The sequence below is a fragment of the Yersinia massiliensis CCUG 53443 genome (genome assembly GCF_000312485.1).
Taxonomy (GTDB): Bacteria; Pseudomonadota; Gammaproteobacteria; order Enterobacterales; family Enterobacteriaceae; genus Yersinia; species Yersinia massiliensis.
This window is the reverse complement of the sequence record NZ_HE997647.1, coordinates 242,557-258,385: the sequence shown is the minus strand read 5'-3', so window position 1 is coordinate 258,385 and position 15,829 is coordinate 242,557. Positions and strand designations below refer to the sequence as shown.

Sequence of the window (15,829 nt, the reverse complement as noted above, 5' to 3'; positions counted from 1 at the left end):
TAACGATGAAACGGACTCAAAACATCAATCAAGAGACTTTCCGTAAATCTTGGCGCAGTTATCGCCTTGCGCCGGTAGCTTTAGCTGTCAGCGCTGTATTTATGCTGGCCGGCTGCGAAAAGACCGATGAAACCGTCTCTTTGTACCAAAATGCGGATGATTGCTCTCAGGCGAATCCGTCTAAGAGTGCGGAATGTACAACTGCTTATAATACTGCTTTGCAGGAAGCAGCTAAGACAGCACCAAAATATGCAACCCGTGAAGACTGCATTGCAGAATTTGGCGAGTCTCAGTGTACTCAGGCCCCTGCGCAAGCGGGTATGGTGCCAACCTCTTCATCATCGACCAGCGAAACAACTGCGGCAGCACCACAGCAGAGCGGCGGTATGTGGATGCCATTGATGGCCGGTTATATGATGGGTCGGATGATGGGCGGCGGCGCAAGTCAGCCACTGTTCACCTCTAAAGCACCGAATAGCCCAGCGAATGGCAAATTTGTTGACTCCACTGGTAAAAACTTTGGTTCAGCGACCACTGGCCGCACCATGACTGTGCCGCGTACTGCAATGGCACCTAAGCCAGCAGTGACCAATACCATCACTCGTGGCGGTTTTGGCGAATCGGTCGCTAAACAGTCCACCATGCAACGTAGCGCCGCAACGTCATCTAAAACCAGCACTCGCAGCATGGGTGGCTAAGGTCTGATTAATGAAACGTTTAGCGATTAGCGAACGCCCAGATTGGCGCGAAAAAGCCACTGAATTTGGTTTCCGTTTTCACACCATGTATGGCGAGCCGTACTGGTGTGAAGATGCTTATTACGAGTTCACGCTAGCGCAAATTGAAGAGCTGGAAGAGACCACGGCAGAGTTGCATCAAATGTGCCTGCAAGTGGTTGAGAAAGTCATCAATAGCGATCAACTGATGGCTAAATTCCGTATTCCAAAGCACTGCTGGGATTTTGTCCGTAGCTCTTGGCGAACCCAACAACCGTCACTCTATTCTCGCCTTGATCTGGCCTATGACGGCGTCAATCCAGCAAAATTGCTGGAGAACAACGCAGACACGCCGACATCACTGTATGAAGCTGCCTTTTTCCAATGGTTATGGTTGGAAGATCAGATCAATGCAGGCAATTTGAGCCAAGATTCTGATCAATACAACAGCATGCAAGAGAAGCTGATTGAGCGTTTTGTTGATCTGCGTGAAAACCACGGTTTTAGCTTGCTGCATCTGGCTTGTTGTCAGGACAGCGAAGAAGATCGCGGTACGGTGCAATATCTGCAAGATTGCGCATTGGAAGCGGGCCTGCCGACTGAATTCATGTTTATGGAAGAGATCGGCCTTGGAGAAAAAGGGCAATTTACTGACCTCGATAACCAAGTCATCAGTAATTTGTTCAAGCTCTATCCGTGGGAATTTATGTTCCGCGAAATGTTCTCCACCAAACTGGAAGATGCTGGCGTGCGCTGGCTGGAACCCGCTTGGAAAAGTATTATCTCCAACAAAGCTTTGCTTCCTTTGCTCTGGGAGATGTTCCCAAATCACCCTAATCTGTTACCCGCTTATTTTGCTGAAGACGATCATCCTGCAATGGATCATTATGTCACCAAGCCGCTATTCTCGCGGGAAGGTGCCAATATCCAGATAGTGGAGAATGGTAAAGAAGTCGCGCGAGTTGATGGGCCGTATGGTGAAGAAGGCATGATTGTACAGCAATTCCATCCGTTGCCTAAATTCGGTGACAGCTATACGTTGATTGGTAGCTGGCTAGTGAATGACCAACCATGTGGTATTGGTTTGCGTGAAGATCGCGAATTGATCACCCAAGATCTGTCGCGTTTTTATCCCCATATCATTCTGGGATAAGTTGGCGCATTGATAAGGGAAGGTCATATGGCCTTCCCTTTTTGTTTCTAATTCCTAATCTCAACTACTGGTGCTTTTTGCTAGTTAACCAGTACCGACAACATACTCAATGATCCCATTTCGATCCCATCGGTAGGAATCGAAATCGCCTCTTTGCCATCCCAACTCCCCAGCACGTAAAGCAGGGGTAAATAGTGTTCAGGTGTTGGGTTAGATAAGGCCGCGCCTTCGTGCTGCATAAAGTTAATTAATGGATGATTCTCACCCTGATAGCTCAAATTATCCCGCACAAACTGATTGAAAGATTCGGCCCAAGGATAGGGATCACTTTCCCCCTGCCATCTCACCATCCGCAAGTTGTGCACCACGTTGCCGCTGGCAACAATCATCACACCTTGATCGCGCAATACTGCCAATTTACGGCCTAACTCATAGTGATACTCTGCCGGTTGAGTGCCATCGATACTCAGCTGCACGACGGGAATATCCGCCTCAGGATACATTTTGATCAAGACTCCCCAGCTACCATGATCCAATCCCCATTCGCTGGTATCCGCCCGTACAGGGATTGGCGCCAGCAGTTGTTGGACTTGCGCTGCTAGCTCAGGCGAGCCTGGCGCCGGATACTCGGTATCAAACAGCGCTTGCGGGAAGCCACCAAAATCATGGATGGTCCGAGGTTTCGCCATAGCAGTTACCGCAGTTCCACGGGTATACCAGTGGGCAGAGATCGCTAGGATGGCCTTAGGACGCGGTAATGTCTCACCCAACGTACGCCATGCCAGAGTGTGACTGTTTTCTTCCAGCACGTTCATCGGGCTACCGTGGCCGAGAAACAGTGCAGGCATACGAGGAGTGTTCATAGAGAATCCTTACGATTAAATAGAAAAGTGTGCTTAAACCATGAGCAACACATTACGCGCTTTTATTCTATTTCACAGCCGGATAACCATGATGATGATGTTCAATAATTTTGAATGGGAAACTGAGTGGGGTAAAAGACCGATTAATACACTGTTATAGCGAGAGATTACGGGGATTAAAGTAGAACATCACCGGGTCACTGTCTTTTCAGAAAACGAGAGGTAACCCGGTGTTTAATGCTCAACTTTAGCAGCCAATATTCAATAGCAACCAAACTAAATCAGTTGGCTATCTTCTAGCGAGATTGGCGATACGCCACCAGATCATCAATCGTGACAACAGGCATATTATGCAACTTGGCGAACTCGATCACTTCTGGCGCATGAGCCATGCTGCCATCATCATTGGTCAGCTCACACAGCACACCCGCTGGTTTGTAACCTGCCAAGATAGCCAAATCAATTGAAGCTTCGGTGTGACCACGGCGGGATAAAACGCCGCCTGATTGGCCGCGCAGTGGGAATACATGGCCCGGGCGGTTAAGGTCGCTTGGTTTTGCATTATCGGCAATTGCTGCACGGATCGTGGTTAAACGATCTGCCGCGGAAACGCCAGTGGTAACGCCTTCTGCCGCTTCAATTGTCACGGTAAAACCGGTTTGGAACTGGCTAGTATTGTTGGTGACCATCATCGGTAATTCTAGCTTTTGACGGTGTTCATCCGTGATACACAGACACACGATGCCGCTACCGTGACGAATGGTGAGCGCCATTTGTTCCACTGTCATGGCTTCAGCAGCAAAAACGATATCGCCTTCGTTTTCACGACTTTCATCATCCAATACCATTACGCCACGGCCATTACGCAAAGCGTCGATAGCACGTTCTACACGCTCGAAAGGCGTGCCAAAATCTGAAAGAAGAGTCTGATTCATGGTAAAAAAAACCTCATTAATATTATGGATTACCAGAATCAGGGCGGTCTTGAGGAGTAACAGGCCATTCTTTTATCTATAAAATCTTATAGATAGAGAAATAGCTGAAATAAGGCAGGTGATCTATACCCGACAGTTTTCAAGCGACTGTGTGAATTGTTTCTTGAAACCTAAAACGTGCATAAAACCAGCAGATACCGTTAATCTCTCCCATCCGGACTATAACCGTCGGCCCCGGAATTACACCGGATCTGCTGACCTCTACCCGACTTTCTTTGATAAGAGAAGCAAGGTGAGCGCTCGCGGGCTTTTGCACCACGACGTTGATACGCCGCAACACAATTTACCGCCGGTGGGGACTTACACCCCGCCCTGAGAATAAGTGTATGACTATAGCGCTATTGATTCTTCGGAGCAATTACCAAAATGTAGATGTGTGGAGGTTTATACAATCTTAATCTGGCATTACACTAGAGGGAGTCACTACACCTCTAATTAGGGAAATATCATGATTGACCCGAAAAAAATTGAACAAATCGCCCGCCAGGTGCATGAGTCTATGCCGAAAGGTATTCGCGAATTCGGGGACGACGTCGAAAAGAAAATCCGGCTGGTGCTACAAGCGCAGTTAACCCGACTGGATTTGGTCAACCGTGAAGAGTTCGACGTGCAAACTCAAGTGTTGCTGCGCACCAGAGAAAAACTGGCCTTACTCGAGCAACGTCTGGGTCAATTGGAAGCTAAATTCAATAGCGCGCCTGCTGCGATTGAAAATCCGACCGATGAAAACAACAGTGAGAACAAAGCTGCCGAGTGATGTGAAAAATCATTATGCGAAGGCGTTATTACTCTTCAGGGTGCTCATGTAGCACCCTGATTTTATTGTGTTCTTGAACTTAAAAGGGGGCATTAGACTAGCAATAAGTCTATTTACGATGGCAGTATCGCTTTCGGCATTCGAGATATCCCAGCCCATAGCAGAACAAACATCAGTAACGCGTATAAGCTTTTCCAACCAATCATCACCAGCAATACACAACATAGAATACTGCCAATCATCGACATCACGCGCGAGCGCCCACTCAATAAACGAATACCTGCCAGCATGCACAACAAGTAAATCAACACGAAAATACCGTTGGCATAAACAATCAGTAAATCCAAAGGTAGCGCCAACCAATAAATCAGCAAGGCGAACACTAAGCAACTACCCACAACGGCCGTTAATGCATAGACGGGAGTTTGACCGGCAGAAAGCTGCGCCAACTTACTTTGTGGTCGCACCTGAGCTTGTGACCACACCATGCGAGCAAAGCTTTGAGTATAAATATTGACGCTAGCAAAGCAGGCTAAATAGCCAATAATGCAGGCAATCCACAGCGCATGTTCCCCAAACAGTTGCACCACAATGCCAGGTAATGAGGCCGCAGCCGCTTGTTCTTCACCATAGGCATGAAAATGCAGCACGGCCACAGTGCATCCCCAGTAAACCGCACCCGCGACCAATAGCCCTACGATTAGCGCCCGAGGAAAATCACGTTCAGGATGACGGAATTCTGTCGCCAGATGCGCAAACGCTTCTAGCCCGACGAAGCACCAGAACATCACGGCAAGTGCATTGAACATATTCGGCGGGGATATATCTTGCGGTGATGGCCAAGGGATTTGGGATGGATGAATCTCTCCTTGCCACCAAATAGCCACCACGAGGGCGATGACCAATAGTGCAATCAAGGTTTGTACATTGGCACTTGAGCCTGCACTGCGCGTGCCGAGCAACCATATGGCCAGTAAAGTCACCAGTTGCACCATCAGCAGTTCGCTATCACGCCAACCAAAGGTTGCCTGCCAGAAACCTGCGGCAATCTGTAAAGCCGCAGGGAGTCCTACGGGGATGACGGACAAGAATAGCCAGCCAGTAACTTTGCCTAATTTCGGCCCAAAAGCCATAGTCACGAAGTGAGCGGCACCACCCGCGCTGGGGAAGTGACGCCCCAAAGCAGCAAAGGCAATAGCAATCGGGAAAACCAGCACAATCAGTACCGGCCAAGCCCATAGGCTGTCATCGCCCGCGAGCATTGCTGCCAGTGCAGGGACGGCAAAGACACCTGTTCCCAGCAGCGAGGTGGACAACAACCCGACGCCCTGTGCGAGGCTTAACTCCTGTTTGAGTCCACTCATTTTATTCTCTACCCAGATCCATTGGCGTTGCCAGTAGGCGTACCCGATGAGCTTACACTAGTAAGTGATTCGGGTGCGTGAGTGCCGCTAACAACGCTGCAGCGCCAAGGACGACGGGTATTTAGCCGCGACCATTCTTGATCGACTGAATAATATTCGTCGTAGAAACACCATCCTCAAAGTTCAACACCTTCACGTCACCACCGGCGGCCCAAACTTCGGCACTGCCTGCAATTTCATCGGGTTTGTAATCGCCACCTTTGACCAGCAAATCTGGCAAGATATCGGCGATTAATCGCTGAGGGGTATCTTCTTCAAACGGCACAACCCAGTCGACAGCTTCTAACGCACCTAACACGATCATGCGCTGATCTAACGGATTCACTGGGCGTTTTTCGCCTTTCAATCGTTTGGTCGAAGCATCACTGTTCACGGCAACGATCAAGCGATCGCCTAATTTGCGGGCATTGGCCAAATACGAAACATGACCAGCATGGAGGATGTCGAAAATACCGTTGGTCATCACCACTTTTTCGCCACGCTGGCGGGCTTGTGCAACGGCTTTTTTCAGTTGCTGCTCATTCATTACACCGAAACCGGTTTCAGCTCGGCCACGAATGGCATTTTCTAGCTCAATCGGAGAAACCGTTGACGTACCCAGCTTCCCAACCACCACACCTGCCGCCGCATTCGCGAGGAAGCATGACTCTTCGAGGGTATTACCCGCCGCCAAAGCCGCTGCCAGCACACCAATCACCGTGTCACCGGCACCCGTCACATCGAACACTTCTTGGGCCTGAGTAGGCAAATGTAGCGGTGGCTTGCCCAGTTGTAGCAAGGTCATCCCTTGTTCGGAACGCGTCACCAGCAAGGCAGAAAGGTCAAAATCGGCCACTAATTTCATGCCGCGAGTGACCAATTCTTCTTCATCTTTGCAGTGACCGACGACGGCTTCAAATTCGGACAGGTTAGGTGTCAACAGTGTTGCACCACGATAACGTTCAAAATCGCTGCCTTTAGGATCGATAAGCACCGGTACTTTTGCTTTGCGCGCCAGTTGAATCATCGGTTGTACGCTGCTCAATGCCCCTTTAGCGTAATCGGACAGGACCAGCGCACCAATTTGTGGAAGCGCTTGTTGGATGCGCTCGAAAATCGGCTGGGGGTCAACGCCACCAAAACCTTCTTCAAAATCCAAGCGAATCAGTTGTTGATTACGGGAAAGAACACGCAGTTTGGTGATAGTCGGATGGGTGGGAACCGAGACAAAATCACAGCGCACCTGAACTTCATTCAGTTTGTTGGTCAAGGCACGCGCCGCATCGTCGATGCCGGTTAAACCCACCAAGCGGGATATTGCGCCCAAGGAAGCAATGTTCATCGCCACGTTCGCGGCACCGCCTGGGCGTTCTTCGATGGTATCAACTTTGACAACAGGAACCGGCGCTTCCGGTGAAATGCGGCTGGTAGGTCCATACCAGTAACGGTCTAACATGACATCGCCCACGACTAAGACTCCGGCGCGACGAAAATCAGGCAGCGTGACTTTCATACGTTTGCCCCCCAATGTGAGCTGTTATTAACCCCGAAATCACCCATCCTTCGCTCCAATAATATTTTCAATGTAAGGATTATGTTCATTGTAAGGTATCGAATAATATCACAGACATATTCCATACCATTAATCACCATGACTTATGCATCAACAGGCGTTGATACCAGCCATTTATGCCAACTAGCCGTAACCTGTTCCCTCTCGGCGGCAAAACAGTCAGCCGCGACCTTACTGGATTGCTCCTGCAAGGCCAAATGATGGATTTCATCTCGCATGGTGACGTAGGCACACGTCAGCGCGGTCGCTTCTTCCTGCGGCATAATGTCGTAGTTGGCCATCAGTTCAAAAATGCGCACATTATCTGACCAACGGGTTAAACGTGGCTCACTGGCGGCATAACGTAACACCAGATATTGCGCGATAAATTCAATATCAGTGATCCCACCTTCATCGGTTTTGATATCAAAGACATCGCGTTGTTTGCTGCCGAGGTGGTTGCGCATTTTTTCGCGCATTTCTCGCACTTCTTGCTGCAAGAGTGGACAGTCACGATGACGACACAATATTTGCTGGCGGATAGTATCAAACTGTTGCTGCAATGAATGATCGCCATACACGATACGGGCGCGCACCAGTGCTTGATGTTCCCAAGTCCAAGCCTCATTTTGCTGATAATCAGCAAAAGCCTCGACCGTACTGACCAGCATACCCGCCTCACCTGATGGCCTCAGCCTGACATCGACTTCATACAAAATGCCAGATGAGGTGCGGGTGCTGAATAAGTGCATGACTCGCTGAGCCAAACGCAAATAGAACTGGCGGCCATCGATACTGCGCTCACCGTCAGTCATGACGTCCAACGGGCAATCGAGCAGGAACACCAGATCCAAATCCGAGCTATAGCCCAGTTCCCATCCACCCAATTTGCCATAGCCGATGACGGCAAAACCACGGCCTTCTTGCTGCGATAGGTGGCTTGGCTGACCATAGCGCACCACCATTTGGTTCCATGCTTGCTGGATAACCGCATCAATGATGGCTTCTGCCAGATAAGTTAAGTGATCACTCACTTTCATCACAGGCAGTGCCTCGGTGATATCACCAGCGGCAATTCGTAACTGCTGTGCCTGCTTAAACTGGCGCAATGCCTCGAGTTGTTGCTCTTCGTCGTCTTCTGGCACGCGCAGCAAATATTGACGTAACTCATCGCGATACGCGCCCGGCTCGAGCGGTTGATAGAACGATTGTGGATCGAGCAACTCATCCAATAACAGCGGGTAACGAGCTAACTGGCTAGCGACCATTGGCGAGGCTGAACACAGTCGGATAACGTGTTTTAACGCCGCATGGTACTCCACCAGCAGTTCCAAATACGTGGTGCGGGTGAGAATGCTCAGCAGCAGTTGAATCAGGCGGCTCAGCGCAATATTGGCATCTGGACGCGGGCAAATTTCAGCAAACAATCGCGGCATAAGCTGATCCAGCACTTCACGGCCACGTGGGCCAATGGTGCGTTTATCCACATCACGACGGAAGTCATTGATGGTGGTCAGTAACTGGCGACGAGCGGCTTCATCCAGATGCGGCGTCAGTGGCGCTAAGTCACACTCTTCCAGCGCATCCTGCCATAAACTTTTGAACAAACCATGACGGGGATCTTCGCCAATATCAGGGGTATCATCGCCAATCAAGTCATCAAATACCCAACGTACCGCTTGCATATGCTGTTCCAGCGCAGCACTCATTGCCGCCCAATCCGCATATCCCATACCCCAAGCCAATCGGGCCTGATTCAGTGTATCGCTGGGTAATGTCTGGGTTTGTTCATCAGCAATGGCTTGCAACAGATTTTCAAGGCGGCGCAAAAACAGATAGCTACCACTCAGATCCGCAACTTGCTGCTCGGGCAGTAACCCTAGTTCCGCGACAGCCTGTAACGTAGGCAATAAGGCTCGCTGTTGCAGCCGAGGTTCACGGCCACCACGGATCAGTTGGAAAACTTGCGTGATAAACTCGATTTCACGAATGCCGCCCGCCCCTAGCTTAATATTGTCTTTCAAGCCACGCCGGCGCACTTCACGCGCGATCATTCCTTTCATGTTGCGTAGCGATTGAATCACGCTGAAATCGATATAGCGACGGAACACAAATGGCCGCAAAGTCTGGCGCAGCTCCTGACTGTAGTGATCTTCTGCACCGCCCATCAGACGAGCCTTAACCATCGCATAGCGTTCCCAATCGCGGCCCTGTTCTTGGTAATAATCCTCCAGTGCTGCAAAGCTCAACACTAAAGGGCCGCTATCACCAAATGGGCGCAGACGCATATCCACTCGATAGACGAAACCATCAATGGTTTGTTGATCGAGTGCCTTGATCAACCGTTGGCCTAAGCGGGTAAAGAATTGGGCGTTGTCCAACTGCCGCCGCCCGCCTTGCGTTTGACCATTTTCGGGATAGGCAAAAATCAGGTCGATATCTGAGGAAAAATTCAGTTCGCCACCGCCGAGTTTGCCCATCCCCAGAATCAATAGCGGCTGCGGTACACCTTCACTATTGCAGGGCGTACCGAACTCACGGCAACAGGCCTGATAGAGCCAGTCACGGGCGGCAACAATCACCGTTTCCGCCAACCAACTGAGTTGCTGCAAGGTATCAGTCGTGGTACTGGTTTGCAGCGCCTGTGACCAGGCAATGCGCACCATGATACGGCGACGAAACAGACGCAAGGCCGCTAAGAGTGCAGCTTCGTCTTGGATTTCGCTCAGCACTTGGCTAAGCCATTGGGGATAATATTGCCACTCCTGCGCTTGCGGTGGTTGCTGATGCAACTCCTCCAGCCATTCAGGGTGAATCAGTAGCATATCACTGACAAAATCACTCAACGCCAAGATGGCGATGTCTTCATCACTTAAACGCTGCGGCGTTGGTAACTCATGAAAGCGCTGCTGTACATTCTGCGCCTGAATCTGTAATTGCGAAGGGAGTGGCAACATATCGAATTCCTTGTCTACCCATCGTACATGACGTGGCAAAAACCTTGACTTACCGGCGACCTGCCACGTCAATGACGTTGGGTATTTACTCGATTAACGGACAGCAGCACCATTCAGCCAAAAGGCTGCCTGCGCTAATGCTTCTTTACGGGCAGTATCGCGCCAATGGCCCTGACGTTCTTTAATCGCCAGTTGTAGACCAAACCAAGCATCGATATACGGGTGCCATTCACTCTGCGGGTAGAAACCGGAAAGTAATTGGAAAGACATAATTTGCCGATTCAAACGCGGCAACTGTGCCACATAGCCGTCATCATCCATATTCTGGCCAAAGGCTTCTTTCAAATCAGCGGCGCTACGGCTCAGCATAATGTCGCAGAAACGCTTAAATGAGCCATCAAACTTAGCTTGTGCCTTTGCATCCATAAATGGTCGCCAGCCTGAGGTGACCAACCACGATGTAAGTGCTAACTTACTTTTTAGATAATCAACGCTATAACAGAGTTGCTCGGCGTTCACATTTTTCGGTTCGAGTTGTGGCTCCAGCGCAGTCAACGACGCCCGCAAGTCAGTACTGGCTTTACGTGGCACCAAGCCGCCAAAAATTGCCAAGGTTTGGCGTACCATCGCTAATGCTTCAATGACCATCGCCTTCGCCGCAGGTTCACCACGCAACCACAGCTCTTCATGGTATTGCCAGTGATCCAGCGCCATCTCCAGCCCTGCAACCATCCCCTGCTCAACCGTTGATTTCGGTGCTGGCTGCAAGACCAATAGTGGCCGAAGTTCACGAGGAGGATTGCCTTGCGCCAAGTGATAACCACGCGCAGCTTTACTTAAATTGCTTTGACGTAAACCGCCAATTGACGCGAGTTCAGCCGCCAATGCCAGTAAATCAGCTTGATGACCTTGTTTTAGCTCTAGCTCAATTTCGCTCAACGGTTCCGACTGTTCACCCGCATGAGTAGAAGAAATTGCCCCTTGATCCAAAGCAAGCTCAATCTCGCTCTCGCCGTAAGTGATTACCCACTTCTCACGAGTAAAATCTGTACGGAACAGCGGTGCTAGCGCCGTTTGTAGCTCCGCGACATCCCAACCTTCTGGCCAGATATCCGTCGGGAAGCGGGCCAAGTCGAGTTTGTCGCCGTCAATATCGACATTATATTCGGGGCGTTGATGTAAACCACCGACAACTTTACCGCCGGTTTTAATCGTCATTTCATAACGGCCATCGTAGCCACGAATACGCAAACCCATATCATGCTGGCGCAGGCGATTATCTGCGGTTTCAAAATAGATATTCGTCAGTGTTTGCGGCGCGGAATACTGGCACGGCCAAGATGTGAGTCGTTCAGGCAACGCGGTAATGGCCTCTGACGTAGCCATAAATTTTAGTTCTATTTCAACGGTCATAATTTTATTCACACCGGTATGTTGCGAGATTACGGGCATTATGCCTTTTTCACGGTGATTTGCGTGTTTTACACAAAAAAACCGTGCAGCAGCCCCAAGTCAAACCCTATTTTAACCTGTTTTAGTCAGTCTGCCCTAAGGCTTCATAAGACAATTTTTCGCCACGATAAAAATAGCCAAGTAAGGTGGCCCAAGCCGCGCTGGCTATGAGAGTAAGATAGTTCTCATTCCGGTTTATGCGTTGCGTCGGCAAACTGAACACACTACTATCGTTCCTTAAATTCACTCACAAATGACTCTCTAATGCAGAAAATACGCCTAATTTGCCTCGCGGTGCTTAGTCTCAGTCTCTCTTGGACTGCACACGCCGAAGAAAAACGCTACATCTCTGATGAGCTGGATACCTACGTTCGTAGCGGCCCCGGTAATCAATACCGTATCGTCGGCACGCTGAAAGGTGGGGATGAAGTCACCCTGATAAGCGTTGATGAAGGCACAAATTATGGCCAAATCCGCGATAATAAGGGGAAAACGATATGGATCCCGCTGAATCAACTGAGTGAAACGCCAAGTCTCCGTATTCGTGTGCCTGACCTTGAACAGCAGGTCAAAACGCTGACAGATAAATTAGCTAACATTGATAATAGCTGGAACCAGCGCACCGCTGAAATGCAGCAAAAAGTCGCGGCGAGTGATAGCGTCATTTCCGAGCTGCAAAAGGAAAATGAATCACTGAAAAACCAGTTGGTGGTCGCGCAGAAGAAGGTCAATGCAGTCAATCTGCAATTAGATGATAAGCAGCGCACGATTATCCTACAGTGGTTTATGTATGGCGGCGGTGTCGCTGGGATTGGTTTATTGCTCGGTCTGATCTTGCCGCATCTGATCCCGAGCCGTAAAAAGAATAATCGTTGGATGAACTGAAGCGCATCCCGATGAGCTTACATCGGTAAGCGATTCGGGTAAGCGAGAGCAGCTAACAACGCTGCAACGTCAAGAGCCAAGGCAAACCCAACGTTATTGGCGTTCCAGCTAGGCAGCAAACGAGCGCATCCCAATGAGCTTACACCGGTAAGTGATTCGGGTAAGCGAGAGCAGCTAACAACGCTGCAACGTCAAGAGCCAAGGCAAACCCAACGTTATTGGCGTTCCAGCTAGGCAGCAAATGAGCGCATCCCGATGAGCTTACACCGGTAAGTGATTCGGGTAAGCGAAAGCAGCTAACAACGCTGCAACGTCAAGAACGAAGGGTTTACATGGAAATCTACTTAGTCGGCGGTGCCGTCCGCGACACCTTACTCAACCTACCTGTCACTGAACAGGATTGGGTCGTCGTGGGTGCCACCCCAGAGCAATTACTGGCGCAGGGCTACCAACAGGTCGGTAAAGACTTCCCCGTTTTCCTCCATCCGGTCAGCCATGAAGAGTATGCGCTGGCCAGAACCGAACGTAAATCAGGCCAAGGTTATACGGGCTTTACCTGCTACGCAGCCCCTGACGTCACTTTGGAAGAAGATTTACTGCGTCGCGATCTTACTATCAATGCCATTGCTCGTCGCCATGACGGAGAGTTAATCGATCCCTATCACGGTCAGCAAGATTTAGATAATCGCGTACTGCGCCATGTCTCTGATGCTTTTGGCGAAGACCCGTTGCGTGTCCTGCGTGTCGCCCGTTTCGCAGCCCGTTTCGCACATTTGGGCTTTAACGTCGCACCTGAAACTCAAACCTTGATGGCTGCCATGGCACAAAGTGGTGAGTTATCAGCGTTGACGCCAGAGCGGGTCTGGAAAGAGACTGAAAAAGCCCTGAAAACACAAAGCCCACAGGTTTACTTTCAAGTACTACGCGATTGCGGCGCATTGGCGGTGTTGTTCCCAGAAATTGACCGCCTATTCGGTGTTCCCGCACCGGAAAAATGGCATCCAGAGATTGATACCGGCATCCATACCCTGATGACATTGACTATTGCCGCTCAACTCAGTCCTGAAGTGGATATTCGCTTCGCCGCGCTTTGTCATGATTTAGGTAAAGGGCTGACACCCAAGCAATTCTGGCCGCATCATCACGGCCATGGTCCGGCAGGCGTTAAATTGGTTGAGCAGATGTGCCAGCGTTTGCGCGTCCCTAATCCAGTGCGTGATTTGGCAAAACTGGTGGCTGAGTATCATGACCTTATCCATACGGTGAATAAACTTCGCCCTGAAACCTTGCTCAAATTATTTGATGCGATCGATGTCTGGCGCAAACCAGAGCGTCTTGAGCAGATGATTATGACCAGTGAAGCGGATGCTCGTGGTCGTACTGGGTTTGAAGAGAATCCTTATCCGCAAGGGGATTATTTGCGAACTGCATATCAAATTGCGAATGGCGTATCCGTACAAGAGGTTGTCGCCAGTGGGCTACAAGGTTTAGCGATACGTGACGAACTGAAACGTCGTCGTCAGCAGGCTCTGGCGCAGTGGAAGGCAACACAAGAAGTCATTTCAGAGTAACCGTCTAGAACAATAAAAACCCTGATCATTCAGGGTTTTTTTATGCTTAATATTCGTGAGCGATTACATAAAGACCCAATACACCGCGGCCGCGACCACGAAGCGATAAATAGCAAATGGGACAAAAGAAATACGCTTTATCAGTGACAAGAAGGTTTTGATGGCGATCAGGGCAACGATAAATGCCGTGATAAACCCGACAGCAAACATCGGTAAATCGCCCAGAGACAGGAAGTGCAGACTCTTATACAAATCCAGCCCACTGGCTCCCATCATCATTGGCACCGCTAAAATAAACGAGAACTCAGAGGCCGCGTAACGATTGACGCCCACTAACATCCCACCAGAAATAGTCGCACCGGAACGGGAGAACCCCGGCCACAAGGCGAGGCACTGGAAGCAGCCGATAGCAAAGGCTTGGCGATAAGTAATGTCATCCAGCCCAACCGCTTTTGGATTTTTAGGTTTGAACCACTCAGCGGCCAGTAATAACAAGCCCCCCGCGACTAGGGCATACATCACACTGTGCGGGTTAAATAAGGCTTTAATGGCATTGTGGAACACCAATCCCAGCCCCACCGCAGGCAACATCGCCAATAGAATGTGGCCTAATGTCAGATGACCATTGGTTTTCCCTTCATGAGGTGTCGCGCCGAAATGGATACCAATCAGGCCGAACAACCGCCGCCAGAACACCACTACCACGGCCAGAATCGACCCCAACTGAATAATGACTTCAAAGGTTTTTGCTTTGTCGCCAGTAAAGCCCAGCAACTCGCCGACGATAATCATATGCCCAGTGGATGAAACCGGTAAAAACTCAGTCAGCCCTTCTACTACACCCAAAACAAAAGCCACAAACAGCGAATACATATCCGTCATCAACGATACCCAATGCCATGTGATAGAAACCAAAAAACGGCAAAACTGAAAACCCAGCGGTTAGCAGAATAATGCCGTTCAAATTCAATATTGATAAAATTATCGCGCCATGCAATCAGACCACAGTATTGATGCAGGGTTGCACTTTTATGTCATCCCAGCAAAAAATAGTCCATCACTTAATTAAGACGCTGGCCACGTTCAATCACGACGCCCACATTTCTGGCCTGAGCAACCGCTCCCGGTTTACTGACCTTGACTCGTACCCAAGGCGATTTAAAACGCTGTAGCAATAATTCAGCTATCTCTTCAGCAACCCGCTCCACCAAGGCAAAGCGCTGCAACGACACATGCTTTATGACGCTATCACTGATATCTGCGTAACTGAGGCAATCATTCACATCATCACTGGCTGCGGCTTTACGGTTATCCCAGCCCATTTCGATATCGAACACTAACTTTTGTTCAATGGTCTGCTCCCAGTCATAAACACCGATGGTGGTGATAACACTGAGCTCTTCAATAAATACGATATCCATCACGTCATTCTCTGTTTTTGTGCTTGCCGGATACCACTTCCAGCCGAATATGCGTATTATCCACTGATGTTGGGATTAAAACGATCATTATTCAACAGGGCGGT

Annotated in this window: 13 protein-coding genes and 1 riboswitch; of the genes, 5 read left to right on the top strand and 8 right to left on the bottom strand. The window is 49.8% G+C overall.

Features of this window, described 5'->3' with window-relative positions:
• Positions 1-5 precede the first annotated feature (5 nt).
• Positions 6-698: a DUF1190 family protein gene (locus BN68_RS17755; protein WP_019212520.1), complete on the top strand. Its 693-nt coding sequence runs from the start codon at positions 6-8 to the stop codon at positions 696-698.
• Between the two features lie 10 nt (positions 699-708).
• Positions 709-1,869 (top strand): glutathionylspermidine synthase family protein, encoded by a 1,161-nt coding sequence (locus BN68_RS17750; RefSeq protein WP_019212519.1) that lies wholly within the window; start codon positions 709-711, stop codon positions 1,867-1,869.
• A gap of 80 nt (positions 1,870-1,949) precedes the next feature.
• Here the strand turns inward: BN68_RS17750 and ygiD are convergent, their stop codons facing one another.
• Positions 1,950-2,732 (bottom strand): 4,5-DOPA-extradiol-dioxygenase, encoded by a 783-nt coding sequence (ygiD, locus tag BN68_RS17745; protein WP_019212518.1) that lies wholly within the window; start codon positions 2,730-2,732, stop codon positions 1,950-1,952.
• Between the two features lie 296 nt (positions 2,733-3,028).
• The gene (gene ribB, locus BN68_RS17740) at positions 3,029-3,667 is read right to left on the bottom strand and encodes a 3,4-dihydroxy-2-butanone-4-phosphate synthase (protein WP_019212517.1); all 639 of its coding nucleotides are present in this window, start codon (positions 3,665-3,667) and stop codon (positions 3,029-3,031) included.
• A 198-nt stretch (positions 3,668-3,865) separates the two neighbouring features.
• Positions 3,866-4,051, bottom strand: a riboswitch (FMN riboswitch).
• Positions 4,052-4,175: 124 nt separating this feature from the next.
• Here ribB and ubiK point away from each other — a divergent pair.
• Entirely contained in the window at positions 4,176-4,484 is a 309-nt protein-coding gene (gene ubiK / locus BN68_RS17735; protein WP_019212516.1) for a ubiquinone biosynthesis accessory factor UbiK, read from the top strand.
• A 113-nt stretch (positions 4,485-4,597) separates the two neighbouring features.
• On the opposite strand, the gene yjeH is transcribed toward ubiK, so the two are convergent.
• The 4 genes from yjeH to BN68_RS17715 form a co-directional block, all read right to left on the bottom strand.
• Positions 4,598-5,848 carry an L-methionine/branched-chain amino acid transporter gene (gene yjeH / locus BN68_RS17730; RefSeq protein WP_019212515.1) on the bottom strand — a complete coding sequence of 417 codons (1,251 nt, stop codon included), beginning with the start codon at positions 5,846-5,848 and terminating at the stop codon, positions 4,598-4,600.
• Between the two features lie 121 nt (positions 5,849-5,969).
• The gene (gene hldE / locus BN68_RS17725; RefSeq protein ID WP_019212514.1) at positions 5,970-7,400 is read right to left on the bottom strand and encodes a bifunctional D-glycero-beta-D-manno-heptose-7-phosphate kinase/D-glycero-beta-D-manno-heptose 1-phosphate adenylyltransferase HldE; all 1,431 of its coding nucleotides are present in this window, start codon (positions 7,398-7,400) and stop codon (positions 5,970-5,972) included.
• 143 nt (positions 7,401-7,543) lie between these two features.
• The gene (gene glnE, locus BN68_RS17720; protein ID WP_019212513.1) at positions 7,544-10,396 is read right to left on the bottom strand and encodes a bifunctional [glutamate--ammonia ligase]-adenylyl-L-tyrosine phosphorylase/[glutamate--ammonia-ligase] adenylyltransferase; all 2,853 of its coding nucleotides are present in this window, start codon (positions 10,394-10,396) and stop codon (positions 7,544-7,546) included.
• A gap of 93 nt (positions 10,397-10,489) precedes the next feature.
• Entirely contained in the window at positions 10,490-11,809 is a 1,320-nt protein-coding gene (locus BN68_RS17715; protein WP_042806949.1) for a CYTH domain-containing protein, read from the bottom strand.
• Between the two features lie 303 nt (positions 11,810-12,112).
• Here BN68_RS17715 and BN68_RS17710 point away from each other — a divergent pair, with 303 nt between their 5' ends.
• On the top strand, positions 12,113-12,733 hold the full coding sequence (locus tag BN68_RS17710) for a TIGR04211 family SH3 domain-containing protein (RefSeq protein WP_019212511.1): 621 nt from the start codon (positions 12,113-12,115) through the stop codon (positions 12,731-12,733).
• Positions 12,734-13,065: 332 nt separating this feature from the next.
• Positions 13,066-14,304 carry a multifunctional CCA addition/repair protein gene (locus BN68_RS17705; RefSeq protein ID WP_019212510.1) on the top strand — a complete coding sequence of 413 codons (1,239 nt, stop codon included), beginning with the start codon at positions 13,066-13,068 and terminating at the stop codon, positions 14,302-14,304.
• Positions 14,305-14,367: 63 nt separating this feature from the next.
• Here BN68_RS17705 and bacA read toward each other — a convergent pair whose 3' ends face one another.
• Positions 14,368-15,186 (bottom strand): undecaprenyl-diphosphate phosphatase, encoded by an 819-nt coding sequence (bacA, locus tag BN68_RS17700; RefSeq protein WP_019212509.1) that lies wholly within the window; start codon positions 15,184-15,186, stop codon positions 14,368-14,370.
• 179 nt (positions 15,187-15,365) lie between these two features.
• Positions 15,366-15,725, bottom strand: a complete 360-nt coding sequence (folB, locus tag BN68_RS17695) for a bifunctional dihydroneopterin aldolase/7,8-dihydroneopterin epimerase (RefSeq protein ID WP_019212508.1) — start codon at positions 15,723-15,725, stop codon at positions 15,366-15,368.
• Positions 15,726-15,829: the final 104 nt, after the last annotated feature.

Excerpts from the sequence above, each read along its gene's own strand:
- BN68_RS17755 (WP_019212520.1), top strand. The coding sequence starts at position 6 with ATGAAACGGACTCAAAACATCAATCAAGAGACTTTCCGTAAATCTTGG.
- BN68_RS17750 (WP_019212519.1), top strand. The coding sequence starts at position 709 with ATGAAACGTTTAGCGATTAGCGAACGCCCAGATTGGCGCGAAAAAGCC.
- ygiD (WP_019212518.1), bottom strand. The coding sequence starts at position 2,732 with ATGAACACTCCTCGTATGCCTGCACTGTTTCTCGGCCACGGTAGCCCG.
- ribB (WP_019212517.1), bottom strand. The coding sequence starts at position 3,667 with ATGAATCAGACTCTTCTTTCAGATTTTGGCACGCCTTTCGAGCGTGTA.
- ubiK (WP_019212516.1), top strand. The coding sequence starts at position 4,176 with ATGATTGACCCGAAAAAAATTGAACAAATCGCCCGCCAGGTGCATGAG.
- yjeH (WP_019212515.1), bottom strand. The coding sequence starts at position 5,848 with ATGAGTGGACTCAAACAGGAGTTAAGCCTCGCACAGGGCGTCGGGTTG.
- hldE (WP_019212514.1), bottom strand. The coding sequence starts at position 7,400 with ATGAAAGTCACGCTGCCTGATTTTCGTCGCGCCGGAGTCTTAGTCGTG.
- glnE (WP_019212513.1), bottom strand. The coding sequence starts at position 10,396 with ATGTTGCCACTCCCTTCGCAATTACAGATTCAGGCGCAGAATGTACAG.
- BN68_RS17715 (WP_042806949.1), bottom strand. The coding sequence starts at position 11,809 with ATGACCGTTGAAATAGAACTAAAATTTATGGCTACGTCAGAGGCCATT.
- BN68_RS17710 (WP_019212511.1), top strand. The coding sequence starts at position 12,113 with ATGCAGAAAATACGCCTAATTTGCCTCGCGGTGCTTAGTCTCAGTCTC.
- BN68_RS17705 (WP_019212510.1), top strand. The coding sequence starts at position 13,066 with ATGGAAATCTACTTAGTCGGCGGTGCCGTCCGCGACACCTTACTCAAC.
- bacA (WP_019212509.1), bottom strand. The coding sequence starts at position 15,186 with ATGACGGATATGTATTCGCTGTTTGTGGCTTTTGTTTTGGGTGTAGTA.
- folB (WP_019212508.1), bottom strand. The coding sequence starts at position 15,725 with ATGGATATCGTATTTATTGAAGAGCTCAGTGTTATCACCACCATCGGT.